21 protein-coding genes, 4 tRNA genes and 5 pseudogenes are annotated in these 26,012 nt (G+C 67.9%); 16 read left to right on the plus strand and 14 right to left on the minus strand.

All coding sequences use genetic code 11. The features are described from left to right. Positions 1–86: 86 nt before the first annotated feature. From L1066_RS19395 to bcp, 3 genes are all read right to left on the minus strand, one after another. The gene (locus L1066_RS19395; RefSeq protein WP_235737838.1) at positions 87–1,046 is read right to left on the minus strand and encodes a flagellar basal body-associated FliL family protein; all 960 of its coding nucleotides are present in this window, start codon (positions 1,044–1,046) and stop codon (positions 87–89) included. Between the two features lie 28 nt (positions 1,047–1,074). Continuing rightward, positions 1,075–1,156: transfer RNA gene (locus tag L1066_RS19400), tRNA-Leu, on the minus strand. A 57-nt stretch (positions 1,157–1,213) separates the two neighbouring features. Then, positions 1,214–1,690 (minus strand): thioredoxin-dependent thiol peroxidase, encoded by a 477-nt coding sequence (gene bcp / locus L1066_RS19405; RefSeq protein WP_235737839.1) that lies wholly within the window; start codon positions 1,688–1,690, stop codon positions 1,214–1,216. Positions 1,691–1,770: 80 nt separating this feature from the next. Here bcp and L1066_RS19410 point away from each other — a divergent pair, with 80 nt between their 5' ends. From L1066_RS19410 to L1066_RS19425, 4 genes are all read left to right on the plus strand, one after another. Further along, the gene (locus L1066_RS19410) at positions 1,771–2,019 is read left to right on the plus strand and encodes a DUF3618 domain-containing protein (protein WP_235737840.1); all 249 of its coding nucleotides are present in this window, start codon (positions 1,771–1,773) and stop codon (positions 2,017–2,019) included. Positions 2,020–2,051: 32 nt separating this feature from the next. Then, positions 2,052–2,351, plus strand: coding sequence for a GroES family chaperonin (locus L1066_RS19415; RefSeq protein ID WP_235737860.1), 300 nt, complete (start codon positions 2,052–2,054; stop codon positions 2,349–2,351). A 64-nt stretch (positions 2,352–2,415) separates the two neighbouring features. Then, positions 2,416–2,488, plus strand: a tRNA-Lys gene (locus L1066_RS19420). A gap of 121 nt (positions 2,489–2,609) precedes the next feature. Further along, positions 2,610–4,043 (plus strand): MFS transporter, encoded by a 1,434-nt coding sequence (locus tag L1066_RS19425; protein ID WP_235737841.1) that lies wholly within the window; start codon positions 2,610–2,612, stop codon positions 4,041–4,043. On the opposite strand, the gene L1066_RS28010 is transcribed toward L1066_RS19425, so the two are convergent. The 4 genes and pseudogenes from L1066_RS28010 to L1066_RS19435 all read right to left on the minus strand — a co-directional run bounded on the left by L1066_RS28010 (position 3,990) and on the right by L1066_RS19435 (position 6,993). Further along, positions 3,990–4,655 carry a phytoene desaturase family protein gene (locus L1066_RS28010; RefSeq protein WP_312008288.1) on the minus strand — a complete coding sequence of 222 codons (666 nt, stop codon included), beginning with the start codon at positions 4,653–4,655 and terminating at the stop codon, positions 3,990–3,992. The genes L1066_RS19425 and L1066_RS28010 overlap by 54 nt on opposite strands. A gap of 36 nt (positions 4,656–4,691) precedes the next feature. Further along, positions 4,692–4,850 (minus strand): annotated as a pseudogene (locus tag L1066_RS28875) (FAD-dependent oxidoreductase); the annotation flags it as partial. Between the two features lie 596 nt (positions 4,851–5,446). Further along, positions 5,447–5,536 (minus strand): annotated as a pseudogene (locus L1066_RS28880) (FAD-dependent monooxygenase); the annotation flags it as partial. A 68-nt stretch (positions 5,537–5,604) separates the two neighbouring features. Beyond that, positions 5,605–6,993 carry a lipase family protein gene (locus L1066_RS19435; RefSeq protein ID WP_235737842.1) on the minus strand — a complete coding sequence of 463 codons (1,389 nt, stop codon included), beginning with the start codon at positions 6,991–6,993 and terminating at the stop codon, positions 5,605–5,607. Positions 6,994–7,098: 105 nt separating this feature from the next. On the opposite strand from L1066_RS19435, the gene L1066_RS19440 reads away from it, so the two are divergent. Beyond that, a complete protein-coding gene (locus tag L1066_RS19440) occupies positions 7,099–7,401 on the plus strand; it encodes a hypothetical protein (RefSeq protein ID WP_235737843.1) in 303 nt (100 codons plus the stop codon). Between the two features lie 69 nt (positions 7,402–7,470). On the opposite strand, the gene L1066_RS19445 is transcribed toward L1066_RS19440, so the two are convergent. Continuing rightward, positions 7,471–7,546, minus strand: a tRNA-His gene (locus tag L1066_RS19445). A 63-nt stretch (positions 7,547–7,609) separates the two neighbouring features. Then, positions 7,610–8,194, minus strand: a pseudogene (gene orn, locus L1066_RS19450) (oligoribonuclease); the annotation flags it as partial. A gap of 98 nt (positions 8,195–8,292) precedes the next feature. On the opposite strand from orn, the gene L1066_RS19455 reads away from it, so the two are divergent. Genes L1066_RS19455 through L1066_RS19470 form a run of 4 tightly spaced genes read left to right on the plus strand, consistent with a single transcriptional unit; the run spans position 8,293 to position 11,107 of the window. Further along, the gene (locus L1066_RS19455) at positions 8,293–8,775 is read left to right on the plus strand and encodes a DoxX family protein (RefSeq protein ID WP_235737844.1); all 483 of its coding nucleotides are present in this window, start codon (positions 8,293–8,295) and stop codon (positions 8,773–8,775) included. Next, a complete protein-coding gene (locus L1066_RS19460) occupies positions 8,772–9,482 on the plus strand; it encodes a DsbA family protein (protein ID WP_235737845.1) in 711 nt (236 codons plus the stop codon). The genes L1066_RS19455 and L1066_RS19460 overlap by 4 nt, the downstream gene beginning before the upstream one ends. Positions 9,483–9,503: 21 nt before the next feature. Further along, a complete protein-coding gene (locus L1066_RS19465; RefSeq protein ID WP_235737846.1) occupies positions 9,504–10,541 on the plus strand; it encodes an adenosine deaminase in 1,038 nt (345 codons plus the stop codon). A 2-nt stretch (positions 10,542–10,543) separates the two neighbouring features. Continuing rightward, positions 10,544–11,107, plus strand: coding sequence for a DapH/DapD/GlmU-related protein (locus L1066_RS19470; protein ID WP_235737847.1), 564 nt, complete (start codon positions 10,544–10,546; stop codon positions 11,105–11,107). Between the two features lie 244 nt (positions 11,108–11,351). Here L1066_RS19470 and L1066_RS19475 read toward each other — a convergent pair. The 3 genes from L1066_RS19475 to L1066_RS19485 form a co-directional block, all read right to left on the minus strand. Beyond that, a tRNA-Arg gene (locus L1066_RS19475) sits at positions 11,352–11,425 on the minus strand. A 66-nt stretch (positions 11,426–11,491) separates the two neighbouring features. Beyond that, positions 11,492–13,207 (minus strand): glycoside hydrolase family 13 protein, encoded by a 1,716-nt coding sequence (locus L1066_RS19480; protein WP_235737848.1) that lies wholly within the window; start codon positions 13,205–13,207, stop codon positions 11,492–11,494. After that, on the minus strand, positions 13,204–15,129 hold the full coding sequence (locus L1066_RS19485; protein ID WP_235737849.1) for an aminopeptidase P family protein: 1,926 nt from the start codon (positions 15,127–15,129) through the stop codon (positions 13,204–13,206). Before L1066_RS19485 ends, L1066_RS19480 begins: the two co-directional genes overlap by 4 nt. A 49-nt stretch (positions 15,130–15,178) precedes the next feature. Between L1066_RS19485 and L1066_RS19490 the strand changes: the two genes are divergently transcribed. The 5 genes from L1066_RS19490 to ettA all read left to right on the plus strand — a co-directional run bounded on the left by L1066_RS19490 (position 15,179) and on the right by ettA (position 22,327). Further along, positions 15,179–16,309 carry a PrsW family intramembrane metalloprotease gene (locus tag L1066_RS19490; RefSeq protein WP_235737850.1) on the plus strand — a complete coding sequence of 377 codons (1,131 nt, stop codon included), beginning with the start codon at positions 15,179–15,181 and terminating at the stop codon, positions 16,307–16,309. Further along, entirely contained in the window at positions 16,306–18,036 is a 1,731-nt protein-coding gene (locus L1066_RS19495) for a GTPase family protein (RefSeq protein ID WP_235737851.1), read from the plus strand. The genes L1066_RS19490 and L1066_RS19495 overlap by 4 nt, the downstream gene beginning before the upstream one ends. Before the next feature lie 94 nt (positions 18,037–18,130). Further along, positions 18,131–19,774 (plus strand): GTPase, encoded by a 1,644-nt coding sequence (locus L1066_RS19500; RefSeq protein WP_235737852.1) that lies wholly within the window; start codon positions 18,131–18,133, stop codon positions 19,772–19,774. 292 nt (positions 19,775–20,066) lie between these two features. Then, positions 20,067–20,579 carry a single-stranded DNA-binding protein gene (locus L1066_RS19505; protein WP_235737853.1) on the plus strand — a complete coding sequence of 171 codons (513 nt, stop codon included), beginning with the start codon at positions 20,067–20,069 and terminating at the stop codon, positions 20,577–20,579. Positions 20,580–20,644: 65 nt separating this feature from the next. Next, positions 20,645–22,327, plus strand: coding sequence for an energy-dependent translational throttle protein EttA (gene ettA / locus L1066_RS19510; protein ID WP_235737854.1), 1,683 nt, complete (start codon positions 20,645–20,647; stop codon positions 22,325–22,327). 81 nt (positions 22,328–22,408) lie between these two features. Here the strand turns inward: ettA and L1066_RS19515 are convergent, their stop codons facing one another. Beyond that, on the minus strand, positions 22,409–22,831 hold the full coding sequence (locus tag L1066_RS19515) for a MarR family winged helix-turn-helix transcriptional regulator (protein ID WP_235737855.1): 423 nt from the start codon (positions 22,829–22,831) through the stop codon (positions 22,409–22,411). 74 nt (positions 22,832–22,905) lie between these two features. Continuing rightward, positions 22,906–24,119, minus strand: a pseudogene (locus L1066_RS19520) (acetyl-CoA C-acetyltransferase). A 131-nt stretch (positions 24,120–24,250) separates the two neighbouring features. On the opposite strand from L1066_RS19520, the gene L1066_RS19525 reads away from it, so the two are divergent. Both L1066_RS19525 and L1066_RS19530 read left to right on the plus strand, forming a co-directional pair. Further along, entirely contained in the window at positions 24,251–24,820 is a 570-nt protein-coding gene (locus L1066_RS19525; protein ID WP_235737856.1) for a thioesterase family protein, read from the plus strand. A gap of 915 nt (positions 24,821–25,735) precedes the next feature. Beyond that, positions 25,736–26,012, plus strand: a pseudogene (locus tag L1066_RS19530) (hypothetical protein); the annotation flags it as partial.

Consider the following 26,012-nt stretch of genomic DNA (forward strand, 5'->3'; position numbering starts at 1 on the left):
ACGCAACGAGGCCCATCACCTGCACAGGTGATGGGCCTCGTGCCTGCCGTGGCCGGCCGACCAGGGGGCCGGCGTACGGCGTCAACTCACTGGAAGTCCCAGCTGGAGATGATCTCGTCGAACTGATCGGCGACGTCGGACTCGTCGTTGGGCTGGAAGCTCAAGGTGATGGCGTAGGCCGTGTCACCGCTGACCAGCAGGTGGGCGATCTGCACGATGTCGACGCCCTGACCGTTGTCACGCTCGAAGCGGACCCCGATGCTCTCCTGGCCGTCGACCGTGATCGACGCGGTGTCCTGCGGAGTGGCCCCGCCGGTGGCCTGCGTCATCGTCTGCACCCAGGTGTCCTTGAGGTCCTCCGGGCTGCTGGCACCGCCGGCAGCCTGGGTCTCGACGATCATGTTGGCGCGGCTGCCCTGGAGTTGGCTGCCCCAGGCAATGACGGTGTCGATGGTCGGCGTGCCCGCGGCGCTCGGGTCGTCGCTCGCGTCGATCCATCCCTCGGGCAGCGCGTAGGTGTATCCCTGACCGGAGACGGAGTCGCCGTTGGTGTCCGGCCCGTCGGACGTCGGGTCGTCGGTGGTCGGGTCGTCCGTCGGGTCCTCCGTGGTCGGGTCGTCCGTCGGGTCCTCGGTGGGGTCCGTGGTCTCGCTGGTGTTCTCGTCGGCCTTCTTGTCGTCATCGTCGTCACCGGTGAACACGATGGCGGCGGCGATGCCACCACCGATCAGCACCAGGACGGCCACGACGATGCCGATGATCAGACCGGTCTTCTTCTTCGGCGGTTCGCCGCCACCGGCAGGACCGGACTGCCCGAACTGTCCGGGCGGCTGCTGGCCGCCCCACTGGCCCGGTTGCGGCTGCTGTGCGGCGAACTGCTGGGTGGGCTGCTGCTGACCCCACTGCTGCGGCGCCTGCTGGGTGGGCTGGTCACCGGGCTGCTGGCCCCACGGCTGTTCGCCGGGCTGCTGACCGCCGGGCTGCTGACCCCACGGCTGGTCGCCGGGCTGCTGGCCCCACGGCTGGTTGGGCGGCTGGTTGTTCACGAAGACTCCTCGTGGGTGTGGATGGTTGTGCCGAAGGAGGGACTCGAACCCTCATGCCCAAAGGCACAGGTACCTAAAACCTGCGTGTCTGCCAGTTCCACCACTTCGGCGTGACGGGAGTTGCCATTCTCGACCGCTGAACCCCGCCGTTCAACGGTGCACGCCGATCAGTCCAGGCCGAGATCCCGGCGCAACTTGGCGACGTGGCCGGTCGCGCGCACGTTGTACTGCGCCACCACGACCGTGCCGGCCTCGTCGAGCACGATCGTGCTGCGGATCACACCTTGGACGAGCTTGCCGTAGAGCTTCTTCTCCCCGAAGGCGCCCCAAGCCGTCATCACGGCCTTGTCGGTGTCGGAGAGCAGCGTGATCGTCAACGAGTCGCGCTCGCGGAACTTCGCGAGCTTCTCGGGCTTGTCGGGCGAGATGCCGAGCACCTCATATCCGGCTGCCTTCAGGGAGTCGAGCGACTCAGTGAAGTCGCACGCCTGCTTGGTGCAGCCCGGCGTCATCGCTGCCGGGTAGAAGTAGACGATCACCTTGCGGCCCCGCAGGTCGGACAACGTCACCTCGTTGCCGTCGTCGCTGGGGAGGGTGAAGTCGGGGGCGAGGTCGCCAGCGGAGAGGCGTGTCTGCTCGGTCACATCGGGTCCTTCGTCGTCGGAGACTCGTGGCGACCGTATCGCGGCGCCCATGATGGTTGCCTGCTTGGTAGCCTTCGCGGGTGAGCAACGAGATGAACGCCCTGGAAGCGGAGATGGAGGCGACCCGCGAGCGGCTCGCCGCGACCATCGACCAGCTGGTCCACCGGACCAGCCCCAAGACGATCGCCAACCGGCAGGTGGCCAGCGTGAAGGCCCACTTCGTCGACACGGAGACTGGTCAGCCGCGCACCGACAACATCCTCAAGGTCGTCGGTGGCGTCGTCGGCACCATCGTGGTGCTGCGCATCATCCGCAAGATCGTCAGCTGATCCCTCCTGTGAGCGACAAGACGCCCATCAAGATGCTCCATGACCGGATCATGGTCGAGATCGACCGTGAGTCCGGCGAACGCCGCTCGTCAGGCGGCATCGTCATTCCGGCGACCGCGGCCATGGGCGGACGCCGCCTCGCATGGTCACGGGTGGTGGCGATCGGCCCGCACGTGCGGGCTGTCGAGGCCGGTGACCGGGTCCTCTTCGACCCCGAGGACAAGTCCGAGGTCGAGGTGAACGGCGACGTCTACGTCGTGATGCGTGAACGTGACGTGCATGCGGTCGCTGCCGACCGTCTGGGTGAGGCATCGGCGGGCCTCTATCTGTGACCGCAGGGCAGTGGCCCGATTTCGCGCGGTCATGTCTCCGGTGCTAATGTTTTCCACGTCGCAAGCGCCATTAGCTCAATTGGCAGAGCAGCTGACTCTTAATCAGCGGGTTCGGGGTTCGAGTCCCTGATGGCGTACCGATGGAAGCCCCCAGCATCACGCTGGGGGCTTTCTTGTTGTTCCCGTTCAGTCGAAGCAGAGGTGATGTGACCATCATCTCTGTGTAATGTGCACATGGCGTGGATAGGAGGAGGCCGGATGGCTGATTCGGTCACCCCACCCCGGGGTCTGTTGGTGGTGCTGTGCAGCGCCGGCATCGTCGTTTCGATGATGCACACGGTGATCGTGCCCCTGGTGCCCCAGCTTCCGGTGCTCCTCGAGACCGATCCTGCCCATGCCTACTGGGCCGTCACCGTGACTCTCCTGGCCGCTGCGGTGCTCACCCCGATCGCTGGGCGGCTGGGCGACATGTTCGGCAAGAAGCGGATCCTGATCTGCACTCTGCTCTGCTTGACCGCGGGGGCGGTGGTCAGCGCGCTGGCCGACTCGATCCTCACGATGGTGATCGGCCGCGGTCTGCAAGGAGCTGCCTCCGGGGCCGTCGCGCTCGGCATCAGCATCCTGCGCGACGAGCTCCCCAAGGAGCGGGTGGGTCCCGCAATCGCCCTGATGAGCTCGAGCATGGGCCTGGGTGGTGCGATCGGGCTCCCGATCGCTGCGGTCATCGCCGACGCCACCAACTGGCACGCACTCTTCTGGATCGCCGGGGCAATGAGCCTCCTCTGCCTCGTCGCGGTGATCTGGCTGGTGCCAGAGTCGCCCGTGAAGTCGCCGGGACGCTTCGACGTGGTCGGCTCGATCGGTCTGGCCGCCGGTCTGGTCTGCCTGATGCTCGGCACCACGCGCGGCAACCAGGAGGGCTGGACGAGTCCCCTCATCATCGGACTGTTCGCGGCTGCGGTGGTCATCTTCCCGATCTGGGGCTGGCACCAGCTGCGTCAACGCGAGCCCCTGGTCGACCTCCGGGTCTCGGCACGGCCGCAGGTGCTCTTCACCAACATCGCCTCAATCGCGGTCGGATTCACGATGTACGGCACGTCGTTGATCTGCACCCAGATCCTGATGGCACCGGAGGAGAGCGGCTACGGGCTCGGGCTGAGCATGGTGGAGACCGGTCTCGTGACGGCGCCGGGTGGCGTCATGATGTTCATCTTCTCCCGGATCGGCGCGAAGGTGTCCGCGGCCCGCGGTCCACGGACCTCCTTGCTGGCCGGCACCGTGATCATCGGCCTCGGCTATGCGCTCGCCGTCGTGACCCACACCCACCTGGCCACGGTGGTGATGATCGCGGTCCTCGTCAGTGCCGGCATCGGCATGGCCTTCGCCGCGATGCCTGCACTCATCATGGGGGCCGTGCCGGTCACGGAGACCGCGGCGGCAAACGGCCTCAACTCGTTGATGCGTTCGCTCGGAACCACGAGCTCGGCCGCAGTGCTCTCCGCCGTACTGTCGGCATCCACGGTCGTGGTCGCCGGTGACCAGATGGCGTCGGGTTCGGCCATCACCCGCAGCTTCGTGGTGTGTCTGGGCGCCTCGGTGCTCGCCCTGGCACTCAGCTCCCTGATCCCGCGTCGTGGTTCAGCCGAGCAGCTCGAGCACGGCCCGAGCGGCGTCGTGGCCGCCAAGTCCTGACACAGCGCCGCCTCGACGGGCACCTGAACCACAGACGAGCAGGTGGGGCACGTCGGTCTCGACGCCCCAGCGCTGTGCTGGCGTCTCGAGGGGTTCGCCCGCGGTCGCCCACGGCCACGCCAGGTCACCGTGGAAGATGTGGCCGCCAGGCATGGCCAGGTCGGCTTCGATGTCTTGCGGCACCTTCGCCTCGATGCAGGGATCGCCGTGGACGTCGCGCGCCATGCACGACTCAAGGGGTTCGGCCAGATGGGCGTCGATCGCGGCCACGGCGCGGCGTACGGCCTCGTCCTTGGCGCCGGGCCGGTCGAACAGCGGTGCCGGAGTGTGCAACCCGAAGTAGGTGAGCGTGTGACCCGGGTGGCCACCCATGATCGACCGGTCGGTCAGGGAGTGGCAGTAGATCTCGCCGGGCATCGGATCGGGGACCTGACCGGCTGCCGCCCGGGTGTGGGCCCGCTGCAGGAGGCTGAACTCCTCGGCCACGTGCAGCGTGCCGGCGAGAGCGATCTCGGGGTCGGCACCGGACTTCAGGCGTGGAAGACGGTCGAGCAGGAAGTTGATCTTGAGCTGGGCACCGATAGGCTTTGCCGCGTGGGCATCACTGCCCAACAACCGCTGCAGCACCCACGGCGCGACGCCGCTGAGCACCACCCGGGCCCGAGCGCGGTGTCGGGTGCCGCCTTGGGCCCACTCCACCTCTGCGCCATCGTCCGCGACGACGACGCGGCGTACGTCGGCACTCGTCCGGATGTCGGCACCTGCGGTACTGGCTGCCCGGGCAAGGGCGTCGGTGACGGCACCCATTCCGCCGACGGGCACCCGCCACTCGCCGGTGCCGTTGCCGATGAGGTGGTAGAGGAAGCAGCGGTTCTGCACCAAGGAGGGGAGTCGAGATCGGCGAAGGTGCCGATCAGCGCGTCGGTGGCGACCACGCCCCGGACGGTGTCGTCGGTGAAGCTTTGACGGATGACCTCGCCGAGCGGACGCTCGATGAGGCTCGCCCAGACGCCGGGGTCGACCTGGTCGGAGAGGCTCCGGACGCGGGGCAGGGGGTCGAGCAGCGTCGGGGCCACCGCGTCAGCGACCGTGGCAACGTCGGCATAGAAGCGTTGCCACGCGCCGTACTCCGCATCGCTCCCGGTGAGCGCCCGGAAGGAGGCGGCCGTGGCCGGTCCCTCGGGGCGCTCGACCAGTAGGCCGCCGTGGCGGCCGGCGCGCGTCCACGGGGTGTAGGACGCGACGGAGCGGGAGGCGAGGCGGAGGTTGAGGTCGAGATCGGCCATGAGCGCTTCGGGCATGAGCGACACGAGGTAGGAGTAGCGCGACAGCCGTGGCGGCAGGCCGGGGAAGGCCTGGGCCGAGACGGCCGCACCACCGGTGTGGGGGAGCCGCTCGAGCAGCACCACGTCGAGTCCGGCTCGGGCAAGAAGAGCGGCGGAGGTGAGGCCGTTGTGGCCACCGCCGACGATCACCACGTCATGGGAGCTCATGGTCGAGACGTTAGCGGTCAGCTCCGACCGACGTCACGGACACGGACCCAGACAGAAGGCACTGCCGGTCAGCGGCTCTTGACGAACTTCAGCTTCTTGAGTGGGTTGCCCTTGGCGATCGAGCCACAGTTGTCGGGGGCCGCCCGATCACCGAAGCGGGAGAGCAGCCAGGTGTAGGCCTCGGGCAGCCAGACCGCGATCGACGTGAAGTGAGTGAGCTTGTATTCGCGGTACTGCACGTCGACGCCGGCCTTGCAGTAGCGGCGAGCCATCGTGCGCACGTCGCCGGCGATCATCACACCGTCGCCCTTGCCGATGCCTGGCTTGTCTCCCTTGGTGCCCTCACCCTCGCCCCACGTGCCCTGGCCGATGAACATCGGGCCACTCGGCGTGCCGTGGGTGGAGAGGATCAGCTTGTTGGCGATCTTGACGAACGGCCTGACCTTCTCGGGCCGGTCGTAGCGGGGCTTCACCATGTCCTTCCACATCAAGCCCTTGTATTTTCCGAGGACCTTGCTGATCGGGGCCTTGCGCATCTCCTTGAAGATCTGTCGACCACGCTTGTTGAGGTAGGGCGTCAGGTCGATGCCCTCGGCCCGGCTGACCCCGATGATCGCCATCGGCATCACGCCTGCCCAGGTACTGGAACCCTCGACGTAACGGAGGTTCCGGCCCGGGTGCACCAGCACCCCACCCATGGCGGTGCCGACGATGCGTCGGGCGATGGCGGGAGCGTAGGTCGCGGCGAGCTCTGCTGCCCAGCCGGACCCGATGGCACCTCCTGAGTAGCCGAACAGGCCGATGGGGGTCCTCTTGCCCACGCCCGTCAGCGGTGTCCGGTGCAGCGCACGCAGCGAGTCGAGGGTGGTGTAGCCGTACTCGGGCCCGGCCGCGAAGTTGGCGGTCTGCCCCTGGGTGTCGGGGATGTTGACCGTGTAGCCCGCGAGCAGGGCGGGCGCGATCAACAGCGTCTCGACGTTGACGATCGCCGGACCCAGCCCCTTGCCTCCGGCGATGGAGGTGGAGGGTTGGTCGGCGGGATTCAGCGAGTCGTAGAACGACTGGTAGGAGATCACCTTCGACGTGCCGAGGGGCACCACCGGGCGGACGACCGTGGTGGCGTTGACGACCTTCCGGCGCTTGAAGTCACGAGTGACGTAGAGGATCTGCACCGCTCGCAGCGGCAGTTTGAGCCCCTGGATGCTGTAGGGGACGGTTCGGGTCCTCAGCACGGTGCCCGGCTTCACCTTCGTGAGTGACTTCCGCCACCTGTAGAAGGGATCGTCGAGAGTGCCCGGTCCGCTCGCCGCCTTGGCTGCAGCCGGGGTGGGAGCGACCGCAGCGACGTACGACGTCCCTCCTGCCGCGCTGGTCGCGCTGGTCGGCGCGGTCAGCATCCCGAGGCCGAGCGCGACGGCCGTGAGCGTCGTCCCGATACGGCGAACTCGTGTCTTCATGTTGGCAACCACGTCAGCTTGCAACGAGCCGGGGGCGTGGGTCGTTACGCGGACCAACGCCGAGGCCCGGCGGGGGTGGGGCTACGGTGCGTGGGCATGCGTCACATGCCTTCATCTGAGATGGTCAGCCTCATCTCGTTCCTGGCGGTCCTGCTGATCTTCTTCAGCATCGACATCCGCAGCCGCGAGCCGAGCGACGACGACCCGTGGCATGCGCAACTCTTCGAGTGGACGTCGCGGATCGGCGGGGTCTCGACCGCTGTCGCGCTGACGCTCGGCTGGATCGATCTCTTCCTGCCCGACGAGGGCAGCCCGATCCATGTTGCGTTGGTGGCGGGCCCCGGGTCGGTGGGTGTCATCTGTGCCGTCGTGCTCGGGCTGGAGATGCTCTGGCAGCGGGAGCGGTGATCGAGCGGCGACGAGCTTCGGGAGAACGACGACAGCGGGCCGGGAGAATCTCCCGGCCCGCTGTTCACCTGGGGTGAGTAACGGGACTCGAACCCGCGACATTCGCCACCACAAGGCGACGCTCTACCAGCTGAGCTATACCCACCATGCCGGTTGCTTGCGCCAACCGGACGGAGAGATTGTAGCCATAGTCAGGGGTGGAAGGCGAATCGGGGTCGGCCAGGCCAGTCACGGAGCCGGCGTACTTCTGACCGATCGCCTTGGCGGTCTCGGAGTCGGGACCGGGAGCGGGCACGAAGACAGCCTCACGGTAGTAGCGCAGCTCCTCGATGCTCTCGCCGATGTCGGCCAGGGCGCGGTGGTTGCCGCGCTTCTCGGGGGACTGGAAGTAGGCGCGCGGGTACCAGCGGCGCGACAGCTCCTTGATGGAGGAGACGTCGACGATGCGGTAGTGGAGGAACGATTCCAGCTCGGGCATGTCACGGGCCAGGAAGGCGCGGTCGGTGGCGACGGTGTTGCCGGCCAGTGGGGGCCTGGATCCGGCGGGGCAGTGTTCCTGGAGGTAGGCGAGGACCTGTTGCTCGGCCTCGGCCAAGGTGATGCCCCCGGCGAGCTCGGGGAGGAGACCCGAGGTGGTGTGCATGTCACGGACGAAGTCGCCCATCTGCTCCAACGCCTCGGCCGGCGGCTTGATGATCAGGTCGATCCCCTCGCCCAGCACGTTGAGCTCGAAGTCGGTCACCAGGGCCGCCACCTCGATCAGCGCGTCAGCGCCGAGGTCGAGGCCAGTCATCTCGCAGTCGATCCACACCAGTCTGTCGTTCACGGCAACGACCCTACTCGCAGCCACCGACTCAGGTTGGTCTCAGGCTGTCCGCCTAGGCTCAGCCCATGCGCGAGTGGGTGGGAACCGTTCTTCGGCTGGTGACGGGCGGTGTCTGGATCGTCGCCGGCGCGATGAAGTTGCCGGATCCGGCAGCCAGTGTGCGGGCCGTCCGGGCCTACGACCTGCTGCCGGAAGCGATCGTGCCCACTGTCGGTCACCTGCTCCCGGTGCTGGAGGTGGCAGTCGGTGCGTGCCTCATCCTCGGCCTGCTGGTGCGTGGCATGTCGGTGATCTCCGCATTGCTCTTCCTGGCCTTCATCATCGGCATCGCCTCGGCCTGGAGCCGTGGCCTCCAGATCGACTGCGGTTGCTTCGGCGGGGGTGGCTTCGACCCTGATGCGTCGGACGCCTATCCGCGCGACATCGCCCGCGACGTCGCGCTGATGGCGGCATCCCTGTGGTTGGTGTGGCGCCCGCGCACGCGTTTCGGTCTCGACAATGTCGTCTTCGGTGACCAACAGGTCGCCCCGGAAATGGAGAATCGATGAACAACGCAGCTCCCGGTCGCCGCAACCTGGCCGTCGCAGGGGTGATCGTCGCCGTACTCGCCCTGGTGGTGGGCATCGGTTGGGCGGTGCAGTCGAGCCGTGACAGCACCGGCGACGCCGCCAAGAACCCCGGCGAGTCGGCGACCGAGGGCGCAACCTCGGCGCCGGTGACTGCTGTCGACACCTACGGGATCGGCGTCGGCTCAGCGGATGCCAAGGCGAAGGTGGAGATCTTCGAGGACTTCCGGTGCCCCCACTGTGCCGACTTCGAGGCGGCGTCGCGAGACTCCCTGCGGGGGCTGGCCGGGGACGGTGCCGCACTTGTCGTCTACCGCCCGATGGCCTTCCTCAACAAGTACTCGGTGCTGGCGATGAACGCCGTGGGCGCGGTCATGGACTCCGGGGACATGGAAGCAGCGCTGGACCTGCACGACCTCTTCTTCGAGCAGCAGCCGGAGGGTGACGACGTTCCGTCGGCCGACTGGTTCATCGAGCAGGCCGCCTCGGTGGGCGCCGACTCGCCTGAGGTCGAGGCTGCCATCCGGGACAATGAGTTCGAGCAGTGGGTGGTCAACGGCACCGACGACGCCTCCAAGCGTGGCGTCACGGGCACCCCGACTGTTTTCGTCAACGGCGAGCAGGTCCTCGGTGCCAGCATCGAGGAGCTCGCCGCCGAGACGGTGAAGGCGATCGAGGCTGCGCAGTAGGCGGTGGCAGACTGACCCGTTGTGAGTGACCTGACTGCCTTCATCGCGGGCCTGCCCAAGGCTGAGTTGCACGTGCACCACGTGGGGTCCGCCTCCCCGCGGATCGTGTCGGAGCTGGCCGAGCGCCACCCCGGAGTGGTGCCGAGCGACGCTCAAGCCCTGGCCGACTTCTTCACCTTCCGCGACTTCGCACACTTCATCGAGGTCTACCTCGCCGTCGTCGACCTGATCCGCACGCCTGAAGACGTCGAGCTGCTCACCTACGAGGTGGCACGTGAGATGCGTGAAGGGCAGAACCTGAGGTACGCCGAACTCACCTGCACGCCCTACACATCGGTCATCCGGGGCATCCCCATCGAGGCCTACACCGAGGCGATCGAGTCGGCACGCGAACGGGCCGAGCGTGACTTCGGTCTGACCCTGCGCTGGATCTATGACATCCCCGGCGAAAGTGGACTCCCGGCTGCCGACGCCACGCTCGACTACGTCTTGAAGCATCGGGTCGACGCGTTGGTCGGATTCGGTCTGGGCGGTCCGGAGATCGGGGTGCCCCGTCCGCAGTTCCAGCGCCACTTCGATGCGGCGCGTACGGCGGGACTCAGGTCCGTGCCCCACGCCGGCGAGACGACGGGGCCCGAGACGGTGTGGGACGCCGTACGTCTGTTGGGCGCGGAGCGCATCGGCCACGGCACCAGCAGCGCCGAGGACCCGGAGCTGCTGGCGCACCTCGCCGAGCGTGGCATCGCACTGGAGGTGTGTCCGTCGTCCAACATCGCCACCCGGGCCGTGGAGTCACTCGCCGTGCACCCGCTCAGGGCCTTCCGCGACGCGGGGGTGGTGGTGACGATCAACTCCGACGACCCGCCGATGTTCGGCACGGACCTGAACTCGGAATACGCGATCGCAGCCGAGTTGCTTGAACTGGACGAGGCCGGGGTGGCGGAGCTGGCCGTCGCTGCCGTCGACGCCTCCTTCGCGCCCGAAGCGGTGAAGGCCGACCTCCGCACCGAGATCGCAACCCACTTGGCAACCAGCTGGTCCGCCGAAGGAGACAACTGAGCATGGTCGACATCAAGATCACCACGATGCGCCAGCGCATGGTCGACGGTGAACCGTTCCGGCACGACGACCGCGGCCTGCGCGCTGCTCAGGAGGTCGCCGAGGAGCGATGCCGCGCTTTCAACGACGCGGCCTCGACCGAGCGGCCGCTCAAACTGGCCAACCTGGTCGCCGAGTTGGGGGAGGAGACCCTCGTCAGGGCTCCGCTGCACGTGGAGTTCGGAGTCCGGGTGAAGATCGGCGCACGTTGTGTCATCGGGCCCGGACTGGTGGTGCAGGACCACGGCGACGTCACCATCGGAGACGACGTGCAGATCGGTGCTGGAGTCCAGCTCCTCACGCTCACACTGCCCGTGCAGGCAGCGCCGCGCCGCGACAAGTGGGCAGCTGCCTCACCTGTGACGGTCGGCGACAACGTCTCCCTCGGCGCGGGCGTCATCGTCAATCCGGGCGTCACGATCGGCAACGACACCGTCGTCGGTGCCGGCTCGGTCGTGATCGACGACCTCCCCGCCGGTGTGCTCGCCGTGGGCAACCCCGCCAAGGTCATCGGCAAGGTCGGCTAACCCAACCCCGTCGCTCGCCCGTTGCCCGGCCCCGCCCGTTGGTCGAGCCAACCCGTTGCCCGAGCCAACCCGTTGGTCGAGCCTGTCGAGACCCCCATTCGTCTGACGTGGGCGACGAGGACGTGGTCCGCGCAGGGTCCCGAGGCTCCCCGGTTGGCACGCTCTCGGCGAGGGACGCCGTGTGGGGCAGTGCCGGCTCGACGCTGCCCCATTCCTGCCCCACGCGGCGCCCATTTTTCACTTGCGCCCCCGGCAGGATTCGAACCTGCGACCGTCGGATTAGAAGGCCGATGCTCTATCCAGCTGAGCTACGGAGGCATGGTCGCTGAGGACCGGCGTGGATTCTATCGGGCGAAGCCGTGTGTCTGGTCATCCGGCAGGTGCTCAGGTTGGCGGACCCCCGGCGGGCGAGCGAGAGTCAGGGATCGCCCACACGGTGACGTCGGCGCCGACGGCCGGGCCCGCGGGGAGTTGGTCGTCGGTGCTCAGCACCACCCGCATCCCCTTGGGCACGGGCACGGGCTGGTCGCCCAGGTTGGTGAGGACCAAGATCTCGCCAGCGGGCGTCGTACGTCGCAGCGCCACCACACGCTCATTGCCGAGCGTCGTGTCCCACGTGAGTTCGCCGAGTCCCAGGGCGAGCTCACGTCGTAGCCGCAGGGCTGCTCGGTAGAGCTCGAGCGTGGAACCGGCCACACCGGCCTGCCGGTCTGCGGCCAACTCACCGTACGACGGGGGTTGTGGCAGCCACGTGGCCCCGGTGGTGTTGAACCCGAACGCCGGGGCATCCGCGTGCCAGGGGATCGGCACCCGGCAGCCGTCACGCCCGACCAAGCCGCCGTCGGTGCGGAACCAGGTCGGGTCCTGACGGGCCTCGTCGGGCAACGTCGTGTGCTCGGGCAGGCCGAGCTCCTCACCCTGGTAGAGATAGGCGGATCCCGGGAGCGCCAGCATGAGTGCGCTCGCTGCCCGCGCTCGTCGCAGGCCGAGTGTGGCGTCGGGCTGCGGGTCGCGCGGACCGATGCCGATCCCGATGTGGTCACCTGGTCGAGCCGTGGCGAACCGGGTGGCGTGGCGGACCACGTCGTGGTTGCTGAGCACCCACGTGGTCGGCGCGCCGACCGCGTGGTTCGCGGTGATCGAGCGTTCGACGGCCTGCCGCAAGGAATCGGCCTCCCACGAGGCGCCGAGATAGTTGAAGTTGAAGGCTTGGTGCATCTCGTCGCCGCGCACGTAGCGGGCCAGCCGCGTGGGTGGCTCCACCCACGCTTCGGCCACCAGGATTCGCGAGCCGGCGGGATCGTAGGAGTCGACGACGTCACGCCACGTCCGATAGATCTCATGCACCTCGTCCTGGTCCCACATCGGCGGGACGGGCGCGTCCTCGGCACCGAACTTCTCCAACGCCGCGATCGGATCCCAATCGGGGAGGCCCTCCTGCTTGACCAGTGCGTTGGCGACATCGACCCGGAAACCGTCGACTCCGCGGTCGAGCCAGAAGCGGAGGATGTCGAGGAACTCGGCACGGACCTGCGGATGCTGCCAGTTGAGATCTGGTTGCCTGCTGTCGAAGAGGTGCAGGTACCACTGCCCAGGGGTGTGGTCCGCCTCGTTCACCCGAGTCCAGGCAGGCCCACCGAACATGCTGGACCAGTTGTTGGGAGGCTCCTCCCCGCGCGGCCCGCGGCCGTCGCGGAAGACGTAGCGTTCCCGCTCCGGGCTCAGGGGAGACGCGGCCAGCGCCGCTCGGAACCACGCGTGCTCGTCGGAGGTGTGGTTGGGCACCAGATCGACCAGCACCCGCAACCCGAGATCGTGGGCTCGTGCGACCAGCCTCTCGGCGTCGCCCAGGTCGCCGAAGACCGGATCGACCTCGCGGTAGTCGGCGACGTCGTAGCCGGCATCGGCCATGGGGGAGCGATAGAACGGTGAGAGCCAGATGGCGTCGACGCCGAGGGCCGCCACGTGCTCCAACCGTGCTGTGACCCCGGGCAGGTCGCCCACTCCGTCGCCGTTCGCGTCGGCGAACGAACGCGGATAGATCTGGTAGATGACGGCGTCGCGCCACCACGCAGCGGCCGTCGACGGGTCAGGTGTCATGGCAGCATCCTGCACTGCCCTGCCATCACCCCGGCTGCGACTGCTCGTCTCGGCGAGGCGGCATCGCGGTGATGGCGCGCTGGGTGAGGAGCGCGATCATCCGGGCAAGCCGCTTGCGCTTCTTCTCCGGCATGGCGTCCCAGCTGCCGGCCTTGCGTTGTTCGGCCAAGCCGCGTGCGCCGGCCTCCGCGGCTGCGACGAGCTCCTCGATGGAGAAGGTCGGCTGACCGCCCGGAGTGGGGCGCTCGGGAAGTGCCGTGAGCGCAGGAAGCACCATTTCGCCCGCGGCAGCCTTGAGCTGGTACTTCTTGAACTTCGCGAGTTGTGCCCAGTCGTCCTTGCCCTTGCGGCGCCGCCACGGAACCTTGCGGGCGAGGAACAGCTCCAGCGCGATCGCATCGACGGCGACGGTCATCTCGTGTTCGGTGAACTGCACGCAGAGAGTCTCTCCCATGGCCGCGTCCGGTGCCGAGTCGCCGGCGGATCTCAGCGGCCGCTGAGTTCACCCATCCACGCCTCGACGTCGTCGGCGGAGCGAGGAGGGCCTCGGAGAGGTTGTGGTTGCCGTCGTCGGTGACCACGATGTCGTCCTCGATGCGGATGCCGATGCCACGCAGCTCCTCGGGCACGAGCAGGTCATCTGCCTGGAAGTAGAGGCCGGGCTCGACGGTGAGCACCATGCCCGGGGCGAGGTCGGCGTGCGTGTAGGCCTCCGGAGCCGCGGCACCGCAGTCGTGCACGTCCATGCCGAGCATGTGACTGGTGCCGTGCAGGGTCCAGCGGGAGTAGACCTTCGAGTCGGGGTCGAGTGCCTCTTCGGCCGACACCGGGAGCAGGCCCATGTCGTCGAGGCCGTGGGCAAGCACCTCCATCGCGGCCTGGTGGGCGGCGAGGAACTTCGCCCCCGGCTGCACGGCGGCGATACCCGCCTCCTGGGCGTGGAAGACCAGCGAGTAGAGATCGCGCTGCAAGGGAGTGAAGGTGCCGTCGACCGGCAGGGTGCGGGTCACGTCGGCCGTGTAGAGGTGGTGGCCCTCGACACCCATGTCGAGCAGCACCAGTTCGCCCGGAGTGATCGGGCCGGTGTTGTCGATCCAGTGCAGCGTCGTGGCATGCGAGCCGCCGCCCACGATCGAGTCGTAGCCGATGTCGTTGCCCATGGCCCGTGCGCGTCGGAAGAAGGTGCCCTCGATCCACCGCTCGCCGTACTTCAGCACGTTGTCCCACTCCCGCACCGAGTCCTCGAAGCCGAGGGTGGTGGCATCGCACGCAGCAGCGAGCTCGCCGAGCTCCCAGTCGTCCTTCACCAGACGCAGCTCCGAGGCGATGCGGCCCAGCTCGCGATCGCGCTCGGCATCGGCGAGCGCGAGAGCATCGACGCGCGGATCGATGCCACGCAGCACCCTGGTCTTGGGAGCCGAGAGGAGCCGGTCGGCCAACTCGTCGACGTGGCGGCACTCGATGCCGAACGTGGTGGAGAGCTCCAGCAGCGAGGGACGCTCGCCCGCCCACAACGCGCCGTAGTCACGGTCGCGGAAGAACTCGTCCGTGTCGCGTCCCGAACGGGGACGCACGTAGAGCACCGACTCTCCACTGGGCTCGATGACCAGGACCGCGTCGGAGGTCTGGTTGCCCGAGAAGTAGGCGTGCGCGGTGTCAGCACGGAAGCGGTAGTTGGTGTCGTGGGCGCGCACCTTGTAGCCGCCGGCGGGGAGGACCAGCGTCTCGCCCGGCAGAGCCTCGGCCAGGGCCTGACGGCGTCGGGCTGCCGGGGCGGCCACCGGGCTCGCCGGCTTGGTGGAGTCTCGGTCGGCCCAACCCTGACGCATGAATGCCGACCACGCCTGGGGGACCGAAGGGTCGTGCGTCTCCGTCTTGACCTTGTTGCCGTTGCCTGTCTGGGTGCCCTGCTGCTCGTTCACGCCTCCCACCATACGCGCGCGACCCGAGCCGGCAGATACCCTTCTGCCCATGCCAGCCCACCGGTCAGAGAGCCTCGTCTTCACCGTCGTGGTCTCGGTGATCGCGCTGCTGGCAGCGATCCCCATCGCGCTGCTACTGGCACTCTCCGGAGAGCCGGGGACGCTGGCGCTGGCAGCCGTGCTGGCCTTCATCCCGGTCGGGCCCTTGGTCGCCGCCTATCTCTGGCTCGACCGCTATGAACCGGAACCGCGCAGCCTGCTGGCGGCGGCTCTGGCGTGGGGCGCCTTCGTGGCGACTCTCGGCGCCCTCGTCGTGCAGGGGCTGGGCGGCTTCGTGGCCGGCTTCTCCGAGCAGGCATCGCTGGCGATCGTTGCGCCGTTCGCCGAGGAGGCGACCAAGGGCCTCTTCCTGCTCCTGCTGCTCATCTGGCGTCGCCAGGAGTTGGACGGCGTTCTCGACGGCATCGTCTATGCAGGCATGGTCGGCATCGGCTTCGCCTTCACCGAGAACATCCTCTACCTCGCGGCGGCGTACGGCGGCACCTCCGCCGAGCAGCCCGGCGGGCTGGGCAGCCTCGGCGCGACCTTCGTCGTACGTTGTCTCGCCAGTCCGTTCGCCCACCCGTTCTTCACCGCGTTCTTCGGCATCGGTGTGGGACTTGCGATCGCCAGCACGAGCCGGACTGTCCGTTGGCTTGCGCCGGTGGTCGGCTATCTCTGTGCAGTCGGCCTGCACGCGGCCTGGAACGGGTCGACGCTCCTTGCCGAGGGGGTCGGGTTCTTCGGTGTCTACTTCCTGGTGATGGCGCCTCTCTTCGCCCTGATGATCCTGCTCGCGGTCTGGGTCCGCAGCCGTGAGCGGCTGTTGCTGACGGCAGCACTGGACGACGCATCGAGGAGGGGCCTGATTCCCGCGGAGGACATCCCGCACGTCGTGGATCTGGGTGCTCGTCGGCGCGCCCGTAGGTTCGCGAAGCAGCGCGGCGGCGTGCACGGGGTCACGTTGATGCGGGACTACCAACAGGCCGCCGTGGAACTGGGATACCTTCATCACCGTGTGCTTCGGGGGACGGCGCCCCCGAAGCACGTGGAGCGCGGCCAACGCTTCGTCGACCAGATGCACCACGCCCGGGGCCAGATCGCTTTCCCCGTCACGCCCGCAGGAGGCCACCACCGATGACCGAGTCCAACCGGATGCTCACCTCACTCGTGCAGCTGCACAGCGCACTGCAGGAGGCGACGCTCCCACTGGACCTCCCCGGCGTCGACGCGCATCGGGAGAGCCGCACCGAGATGGTCGACCAGCTCGAGGACTACATGATCCCTCGACTGACGACGATCGACGCACCCATGCTGGCGGTGGTCGGAGGGTCGACCGGCGCCGGCAAGTCCACTCTCGTCAACACGATGGTGGGGAGCCCCGTCACCCAGTCCGGACTGCTCCGGCCGACGACCATGTCGCCGGTCCTGGTGCACCACCCCGACGACGCGCGCTGGTTTGGCCAGGACCGGATCCTGCCGGACCTCGCGAGGGTGAAGGTGCCCACCATCGACCCGCGTTCGCTGCAGCTCGTCGCGTCCGCCAACGTCCCGCGGGGTCTGGCGATCCTCGACGCTCCCGATGTCGACTCGGTGGAGGAGGCCAACCGCACGCTCGCCGCGCAGCTGCTGGCTGCCGCCGACCTGTGGTTGTTCGTGACTTCCGCCGCCCGCTATGCCGACCAGGTGCCGTGGGACTTCCTGAAGCAGGCCGCCGATCGAGGCACGGCCGTCGCGATCGTGCTCGACCGGACACCGCAGGAGGCCGTCGATCCGGTGGCCACCCACCTGGCGCGGATGCTGGCCAGCCGCGGTCTGAAGGATTCGCCGCTCTTCATCGTCAAGGAGAGCCCCGTCGACGACAACGGCCTGTTGCCGCCGGTCAACGTCGCCGACATCCGCGGCTGGTTGCAGTCGCTCGCTGCCGACAGCGAGGCGCGCGACGCCGTCGTACGCCAGACGCTCAGCGGCGCGATCCGCAGCGTCTCCGGCCGGGCCTACACGATCGCTGATGCTGCGGCCGAGCAGGCCGATGCGGTCAACGGGCTCCGCGACGACGTCGCAGCGGCCTACGACAGGGCACGCGCCGACGTCCACACCGCCACCGCGGACGGCACCTTGATGCGTGGTGAGGTGCTCGCCCGCTGGCAGGAGTTCGTCGGCACCGGGGAGCTGCTCCGCTCCTTGGAGACCCAGGTCGGTCGGATCCGCGATCGCCTGGTCAACGCCATCAAGGGCAAGCCGCAGCAGGCCGACCGGGTCCAGGTGGCTGTCGAGTCAGGCCTTGAGAAGCTCCTGCTCGAGCACGCCGAGAAGGCCGCCGAGAAGGCTGCGGCCTCGTGGCGTTCGACCGCCCAGGGCAAGGCGTTGATCGCCTCCAGCGAGGCCGACGTCACGCGTGCCTCCCGGGAGTTCCGCCGCCAGGCGGAGCAGGCTGTCCGCGAATGGCAGCAGGGCGTGCTCGCGATGGTGAGGGCCGAGGGGGCCGACAAGCGCACCAGCGCCCGTTTCATGGCGTTCGGTGTCAACGGGCTCGCTGTCGCGCTGATGATGGTGGTCTTCGTGCACACCGGCGGTGTCACGGGCGCCGAGGCCGGGGTCGCAGGAGGCAGCGCGGTACTGGGCCAGAAGCTTCTCGAGGCAGTCTTCGGTGACCAGGCCGTGCGTTCCCTTGCCGCACGCGCCCGTGAAGACCTCGATCGCCGTACGTCGGTGTTGCTGTCGGCCGAGCAGGACCGCTTCGTGCGGCTGGTCGATGCCCTCGGTGTGAACGACGAGGCATCGGGTCGGCTGCGCCAGGCTGCTCGCCGGGTGACCGACGAGCGGTTTGCGCAGCAGCAGCACGCGCCGGGTGATCACTCGGCGTGAGTTCCGCTGAGGTGACGCCGAATCGTTGCGCCACCTCCGTGGCACTAGAGTTGGAGCAACCGAGGTTGGATCGCAGAGGGAGAAGATGACGTCGATGCTCGATGGAGCCAAGCGGTTGGTTGCCGGTGGCTCTGACCTCGGACCGCGGGTCGCCGGACTGGAGACCGCTGTGGGACACGCTCGGGGTCGTCTCGACGACGAGCTCGTCGAGTCTGCCGAGGAGATGGTGGAGCGTACCCTCGCCCGCCTGCGTCTGTCGGCCGAGCACACCGTCATCGCGATCGCCGGAGCCACGGGATCCGGCAAGTCGTCGACCTTCAACGCCGTCACTGGCCTCGAGCTCTCGGCCGTCGGGGTCCGCCGTCCGACCACGTCCTGGGCGACCGCCTGTGTATGGGGTGATGACGGCGCCGGCGAACTGCTCGAGTACCTCGGCATACCGGCGCGCCACCAGACCACGCGTGATTCGATCGTCGACACGGGCAAGGAGGACCGCCGCTTTCACGGCACCGTCCTGCTCGACCTGCCCGACCACGACTCCACGGAGCTCTCCCACCACCTCGAGGTCGACCGGCTGGTGAAGCTGGCCGACGTGCTCGTGTGGATCGTGGACCCGCAGAAGTACGCCGACGCCGCACTCCACGAGCGTTACCTGCGCAAGCTCGCGCGGCACGCCTCGGTCATGGTCGTCGCGCTCAACCACATCGACACGGTGCCGCTCGAACAGCGCGACGCGATGCTGGCCGACGTGCGCCGCCTCATGGACAACGACGGTCTCTCCGAGGTGCCGGTGCTCGCGATCAGCGCGCGCTTCGGCGACGGCATGGATGAGTTGAAGGACGAGCTGGCCGCTCGCGTCGCCTCCAAGAAGGCCACTCGCACCCGCCTCGAGGCCGACATCCGCGCCGCTGCGGGCGCGCTGGCAGCCGAATCCGGCACCGGTCGTCCCCAGGCCCCGCCGCGGGAGCGTCTCGACGAGCTCGAGACCGCCTTCGCCGACGCTGCGGGTGTGCCCGTCGTCGTGGAGGCAGTCGCTGACTCCACCCGGGTGCGGGCCCGGCGGGCCACTGGCTGGCCGCTCACCTCCTGGGTCTCCAGGCTGAGGACCGATCCTCTCAAGAAGCTCCACCTCGACCTGGGCGGCGACGCCAAGGAGATCAGCGGAACCAGGGTCCGGGTGCCCGAGGTGGGGCCCGTCCAGGGGGCCCGCATCGATTCCGCCGTGCGCTCGCTCGCCGACGAGGTCAGCGCCCTCATGACGCCGCCGTGGCGCACCAGCATTCGCGCCGCTGCCACCTCACGCAGCGACGAGGTCACCAGCGAGCTCGACCGCGCACTCTCCTCGGTCGACCTGGGCGCCCGTGGCCTGCCGTGGTGGGCGCACCTGGTGCGGCTCCTCCAGTGGCTGTTGATCCTGGCTGCCGTCGCCGGCGGGATCTGGCTGGTCATGGGCGCGGTCTCCTCGGCCGAGTCCGGTCCGTGGGTCGACCCCGCAGACGTTGCCGGCGTACCGCTGCCGTTGCTCTTGTTGATCGCAGGCCTCGGCCTCGGGTTGGTGCTCGCGGTCGTCTCCCGCTTGGTCGTCGGCTGGGCAGCCCGCTCCAGGGCGCGCGCCGCCGATCGGGCACTGCGCGCTGCCATCCGCGAAGTCTCCGACACCCTCGTCGTGCAGCCCATCGAGGCCGAGCTCGCCTCCTACGAGGCTGTTCGCACCGGGCTCAACGACGCCCTTCGCTGAATCGTTCACGTTCTGGGAATTCCCCGCCCGGGCGGGGAATTGCCTTCTTGGTGTGCGTAGCCACAGCCACCAGGTGTGCAATTTCCTCGGCAGGTGAGACGGCTGAGGCCGCTGAGGTGTGTACGTCGCCCCGCACGATCGCGTCGCTGCCCACCTGAGCGGGGTGGTCCGCTCTCGGCGAGGCACGCTGTGGACGACGCAGTGTCTCCACAGGATCCGTCGGCGCGCTGCCGGATGTCGCGGTGACAGCGCACCCTGATCGGTGTCCACACCCCCGATCCAGGAGCAGTCCATGAACGAGAGCTACGTCAACATCTGCGGCTATCTCGGCAACGAGGTCGAGACCCGCATGGTGGGAGAGCTGAACAGCGTCGCCACCTTTCGAGTGGCCTCCACCCCGCGCCGCTGGAGCGCCAAGGAGCGGGAGTGGGTCGACGCTGCGACCAACTGGTACACCGTCAATGCCTGGCGCACGTTGGGCCGCAACTGCGCTGACTCGCTCAAGAAGGGTGACGCCGTCACCATCTACGGCAAGCTCAGCACCCAGGTCTGGCGAGACGAGAACGGCAACGACCGCCAGACCATGGTGGTCGACGCCGCCTATGTCGGTCACGACCTCAATCGGGGCTGCAGCACCTTCGTGCGCAGCACCGCGGAGAGTGTCGACCCGGGCAGGTTGGCCGCCGCCAACGGGGCACTCGGCGTCGGTGGCCCCCAGATGAGCAGTGACGGCAAGGTGCTGGCCGACATGGTGGAAGGTGACTCCGACGACACTGATGACCACGACGTGGCCAGAGCCAGCTGAGTCGACGTCCTGAGTCGGCGGCCCGGTTGGAGTCGAGGGTCCTCCGGGCCGTAGGCTCACCTGTCATGGCTGAGTATGTGTTCACACTGCGCAACGTCCGCAAGGCGCACGGTGAAAAGGTTGTCCTCGACAACGTGACCCAATCGTTCCTTCACGGAGCCAAGATCGGTGTCGTCGGACCCAACGGCGCCGGCAAGTCGTCGTTGCTGAAGATCATGGCCGGGATCGACCAGCCCAACAACGGTGACGCGATCAAGGACCCCGATGCCACCGTCGGCATGCTCCAGCAGGAGCCCCCGCTCAGCGAGGGCAAGACCGTGCTCGAGAACGTCGAAGAAGCGGTTGTCGAGATCAAGACGAAGCTCGACCGCTACAACGCGATCTCCGAGGAGATGGCCAATCCGGACGCCGACTTCGACACGCTCCTGGCCGAGATGGGCGACCTGCAGACCGACCTCGACCACGCCAACGCATGGGACCTCGACAGCCGTCTCGACCAGGCGATGGACGCCCTGCGCTGTCCGCCGCCGGATGCGCTGGTCGACAATCTCTCGGGTGGAGAGCGGCGCCGAGTGGCCCTGTGCAAGCTGCTGCTCCAGCAGCCCGACCTGCTCCTGCTCGACGAGCCCACCAACCACTTGGACGCCGAGTCCGTGCAGTGGCTTGAGGGACACCTGAAGTCCTACCCGGGCGCCGTCTTGGCCATCACCCACGACCGCTACTTCCTCGACAACGTCGCCGAGTGGATCGCCGAGGTCGACCGCGGTTCGATCCACGGCTACGAGGGCAACTACACGACCTATCTCGAGACCAAGAAGGAACGTCTCAAGATCGAGGGTCAGAAGGATGCCAAGCGCGCCAAGATGCTCGAGAAGGAACTCGAGTGGGTGCGCTCCAACGCCAAGGCCCGCCAGACCAAGTCCAAGTCGCGTCTCGCTCGCTACGAGGAGCTCGCCGCGGAGGCCGACAAGGCCCGCAAGATCGACACGGCCGACATCAACATCCCGCCGGGCCCGCGCCTGGGTGACGTGGTGCTCGAGGCGGAGCACCTGGTGAAGGCCTTCGACGGTCGCACCCTGTGGAGCGACATCTCCTTCTCGCTCCCGCGCGCCGGCATCGTCGGCATCGTGGGCCCCAACGGCGTCGGCAAGACCACGCTGTTCCGGATGATCACGGGGTCCGAGGAGCCCGACTCCGGTGAGCTCAAGGTCGGGCAGACCGTGAAGATCTCCTACGTCGACCAGAGCCGTGGCGGCATCGACCCCAACAAGAACGTCTGGGAGGTCGTCTCCGACGGGCTCGACCACATCAAGGTCGCCAACTTCGAGATGAACTCGCGCGCCTACGTCGCCTCCTTCGGCTTCAAGGGCCCCGACCAGCAGAAGAAGGCCGGAGTGCTCTCCGGCGGTGAGCGCAACCGTCTCAACCTCGCGCTCACCCTCAAGCAGGGTGGCAACATGCTGCTCCTCGACGAGCCCACCAACGACCTCGACGTGGAGACTCTCTCCGCACTCGAAGATGCCTTGCTCGACTTCCCGGGTTGTGCCGTGGTCACCTCCCACGACCGGTGGTTCCTCGACCGCATCGCCACCCACATCCTCGCCTGGGAGGGCGACGACGAGGACGGCGGCAAGTGGTTCTGGTTCGAGGGCAACTTCGCTGCCTACGAGGCAAACAAGATCGAGCGCCTGGGCATCGAGGCTGCGCGGCCCCACCGGGTCACGCACCGCCGCCTGACCCGCGACTGAGCTGAGTACGACCGCGGCGGCCCGCTCCCGAGCATTCGGGGGCGGGCCGCCGCGATTTCACCAACCGGAGTGGTGACGTGGTCAGCGGATGTCGGCCTCGGGGGCCTCCGGCACCAGCTGGTCGGCCACTGCGTTGAAGATCCTGCCCATCGCCGCGAAGTCGTCTGTTGCGGCGAGGTCGACCAGGTGCTCGCGGACACCGGTCACGTGCGTCGGCGCCGCGGCCACCAGGAGGTCATGCCCCGCCGGCGTCAGCTGCGCGGTCACGCCGCGTCCGTCGGTTCCTGACGGCATGCGCTGGACCAGGCCGGCAGTCTCCATCCGCTTGACCGTGTGGGTGACCCGGCTCCGGCTGAAGCGCATGGCGTCAGCGAGCGATGACATCCGCATGCAGTTGTCGTCGTTCTCCGAGAGCCGGACCAGCACCTCGTACTCGTTCAGCCCGATCCGGAACTCTGCCCGCAACTCGTCGTCGAGCTTGTCGAGCAACAACGTGGTGCCCACGAGGTAGGCACGCCAGGTGCGTTGCTGGTCACGGTTCAGCCAACGGACCTCGTCCGGGTCCGGGCTCGCGGCACTCAGAGCCGCTCCAAGATGAGCGCCATGCCCTGGCCGCCGCCCACGCACATGGTGATCAGACCGGTGGACTTGTCGTGCCAGTCCAAGGAGTTGAGCAGCGTGTTCTGAAGGCGCGCGCCGGTCATGCCGAAGGGGTGCCCCACGGCGATCGCACCACCGTTGACGTTGAGACGGTCGAGGTCGATGCCGAGGTCCTGGTAGGACGGGACGACCTGCGCGGCGAAGGCCTCGTTGATCTCGACGAGGTCGATGTCGCCGATGCTCATGCCAGCGCTGGCGAGGGCGCGCTTCGTCGCCTCGACCGGTCCGAGGCCCATGATCTCGGGGAGAGTCCGGAGACGCCGGTCGACACGATGCGCGCAAGCGGCTTGAGGCCGAGCTCGGCGGCCTTGGTGTCGGACATGATGACCACGGCGGCAGCGCCATCATTGAGCGGGCAGCAGTTGCCTGCGGTGACCACACCGTCGGGACGGAACACCGGGTCGAGACCGGCGATGCCCTCGTAGGTGACGCCGGCGCGTGGGCCGTCGTCGGCCGAGACAACCTGGCCGTCAGGAGTGGTCACCGGGGTGATCTCGCGGGCCCAGAAGCCGTCGGCGATCGCCTTCTCGGCGAGGTTCTGCGAGCGTACGGCGAACTCGTCGAGCTCCCGGCGGTCGAGGCCACGCATCCGCGCCACGTTCTCCGCGGTCTGCCCCATGGCGATGTAGGCGTCGGGCAGGAGGCCGTCCTCCCGTGGGTCGCGCCAGTCCTGCCCGCCCTTCGCCATCTCCTCGGTGCGGGCGGTCGCGTCGTCGAAGAGCGGGTTGCGGGTGTTGGGGATGTGGTCGGAGGTGCCGAACTTGAAGCGGGACACGGTCTCCACCCCGGCGGAGATGAAGGCGTCGCCCTCCCCGGCCCTGATCGCGTGGAAGGCCATCCGCGTGGTCTGCACCGAGGAAGCGCAGTAGCGGGTCACGGTGGCTCCGGGCACCGGGTCCATGTCGTTGAGGGTGTTGACGATCTTCGCCATGTTGTTGCCCATCTCGCCGCCGGGCAGCCCGCAACCGAGATAGAGGTCGTCGATCGACTTGGGGTCGAGTGCGGGGATCTTCTCGAGCGCAGCGCGGATGATCAGCGCCGCGAGATCGTCGGGTCGGAAGTCCTTCAATGACCCCTTGTTGGCCCGACCGATGGGGCTACGGGCTGCAGAAACGATGACGGCCTCGGGCATGACGCTCCTTCGAGAGGGGGAACCGGGGTTTCAGACTAGCCCCCGTCGGCGTCGAGGAGAGGGCTCGGTGGGTGGTCCACAGCACACGGGTGGAGGTCCCGCTGGGCTGTGCCGGGTGCGACGATGTCCCCGTGCGCCATCTCTACAGCTGCCCGATCCGCTGGGCCGACCTCGACATGCTCGGACACGTCAACAACGTCATCTATGTCGACTACCTGCAAGAAGCTCGCATCGACATGCTGAGGACCCACTCACCCGGATCACGAGCCATCGAGCTGGGGGAGGGGCTCGTCGTCGTGCGCCACGACGTGCAGTTCGCTGCGCCCCTGCTGTTTCGCCACGAGCCCGTCTCCATCGAGTGCTGGGTCACCGAGATCCGCCCGGCGAGCTTCACCATGGCCTACGAGGTCTTCGACGAGACCGCCGAGGGGCGTCGGGTCTATCTCAAGGCGACCACGGTGCTGACCCCCTTCGTGTTCACGGAGGAGCGGCTGCGGCGGTTGAGACCGGACGAGAAGGAGGTGCTCCACACGTTCCTCGAACCTTCCCCCTTGCCTCCGTCGACGCCGATGACGGCTCCGAAGGAGGTCAAGGAGGGGACCTACGAACTCCGAGTGCGCTTCAGCGACGTCGACGCCTTCAACCACGTCAACAACGTCAAGTACTTCGAGTACTTCCAGGAAGCGCGCATCGCCTGCTGAAGCGGCACACGAAAAACGACGTAACTGGTTTGTTCCCTGAAGTCACGGTAGGCGATGCACGCCTGAGTACTCGAGTACTTGACGTTGTTGTGTGGCTTATGGTGAAGACGTCGACGTCGCTGAAGCTCGAAGTTCGTAGGTCCCATGACCTCCTTCGGAGCCGTCATCAATCGTGCGGAAGCAGAAGGTTCGAAGAACGTGTGGAGCGCACCTCCTTCTCGTCCGGTCGCAGCCGCCGCCCGCCCTCCTCCGCCGGTCTGCCTCATCGTAGGCTCGCGCCGGGCGGATCTCGGTGAGCCTCGATGGAACGAGCTCGTGGCAAAAACAGCAGGCACAGCAAGCTACGTCGTGGCACGTAGCGGCCCTCTCCCCCAGCTCGATGGCTCGTGATCCAGGTTGAGTGGAACCTCAGTATGTCGATGCGAGCTTCTTAGTGTCGGCATAGATGACGTTGACGTGTCAGTATGTCGAGGTCGGCTGGCAGATCGAACAGCTGCTAGAAGATAACGCAGATATCGTCGCACCCAGCAACGGAATCCACTGATTGTGCTGTGGACCCTTGCCGAGCCCACAAACCTCGACAGGCTGTCTGAACCCCGGTTCCCGAAGGGCTGTGCCAGGCCATCATCCTGCCGCAGCCACCGGTCGGGCAACCAAGATTGAAGGGCTTCCGACCCGGTGTCCGCGGCTGATCTCCGCTGCGCTGGAAAATCTCGACCCCAAGTCGATCGACGACCTATCTCGGTGCGGCTGCCCGGCAGCGAGATGGAGCAACAATATGGCGAAGATCGAGCACCCTCAACGTGGACCCAGTGCCCAGGCTCACCGTGTTACTACGCGCTTCCCTCGGTATGCCGAGACTGCGCGGATAACCTTCCCGCGTCGAGCGACGCCTCATCCGCCGGAAGTGGCCAAATGTCCGCTTCAAGTTCCGCCTCGACCCGCCCCCGCACCCGCAACCCGCTCTTCGCTGCGACGCGACCGCCGCGAAGGGCGGGCGGGACTGGCGCGACCGCAGGAGGACTGCCCGACGCCTCCAGCAGGCCGCGAGCGCGCCGGCGCGGACCGTGGCGCCTCCGCCGAAGACTCGACGAGTTCGCCGTACGCTCGCAGAACCTCGCCGAGGAGGCGATCGCTTCTGGGCCCGCGGATCACCCGGTGACCCTCACGACGGCAGGTGTCTCGGCCGACG

This window comes from Nocardioides alcanivorans, from assembly GCF_021555175.1.
Taxonomy (GTDB): Bacteria; Actinomycetota; Actinomycetes; order Propionibacteriales; family Nocardioidaceae; genus Nocardioides; species Nocardioides alcanivorans.

Coding starts and splice junctions, on each gene's coding strand:
- L1066_RS19415 (WP_235737860.1), top strand. CDS start 2,052: ATGCTCCATGACCGGATCATGGTCGAGATCGACCGTGAGTCCGGCGAA.
- L1066_RS19425 (WP_235737841.1), top strand. CDS start 2,610: ATGGCTGATTCGGTCACCCCACCCCGGGGTCTGTTGGTGGTGCTGTGC.
- L1066_RS19435 (WP_235737842.1), bottom strand. CDS start 6,993: ATGAAGACACGAGTTCGCCGTATCGGGACGACGCTCACGGCCGTCGCG.
- L1066_RS19440 (WP_235737843.1), top strand. CDS start 7,099: ATGCCTTCATCTGAGATGGTCAGCCTCATCTCGTTCCTGGCGGTCCTG.
- L1066_RS19455 (WP_235737844.1), top strand. CDS start 8,293: ATGCGCGAGTGGGTGGGAACCGTTCTTCGGCTGGTGACGGGCGGTGTC.
- L1066_RS19460 (WP_235737845.1), top strand. CDS start 8,772: ATGAACAACGCAGCTCCCGGTCGCCGCAACCTGGCCGTCGCAGGGGTG.
- L1066_RS19470 (WP_235737847.1), top strand. CDS start 10,544: ATGGTCGACATCAAGATCACCACGATGCGCCAGCGCATGGTCGACGGT.
- L1066_RS19480 (WP_235737848.1), bottom strand. CDS start 13,207: ATGACACCTGACCCGTCGACGGCCGCTGCGTGGTGGCGCGACGCCGTC.
- L1066_RS19490 (WP_235737850.1), top strand. CDS start 15,179: ATGCCAGCCCACCGGTCAGAGAGCCTCGTCTTCACCGTCGTGGTCTCG.
- L1066_RS19495 (WP_235737851.1), top strand. CDS start 16,306: ATGACCGAGTCCAACCGGATGCTCACCTCACTCGTGCAGCTGCACAGC.
- L1066_RS19500 (WP_235737852.1), top strand. CDS start 18,131: ATGCTCGATGGAGCCAAGCGGTTGGTTGCCGGTGGCTCTGACCTCGGA.
- L1066_RS19505 (WP_235737853.1), top strand. CDS start 20,067: ATGAACGAGAGCTACGTCAACATCTGCGGCTATCTCGGCAACGAGGTC.
- ettA (WP_235737854.1), top strand. CDS start 20,645: ATGGCTGAGTATGTGTTCACACTGCGCAACGTCCGCAAGGCGCACGGT.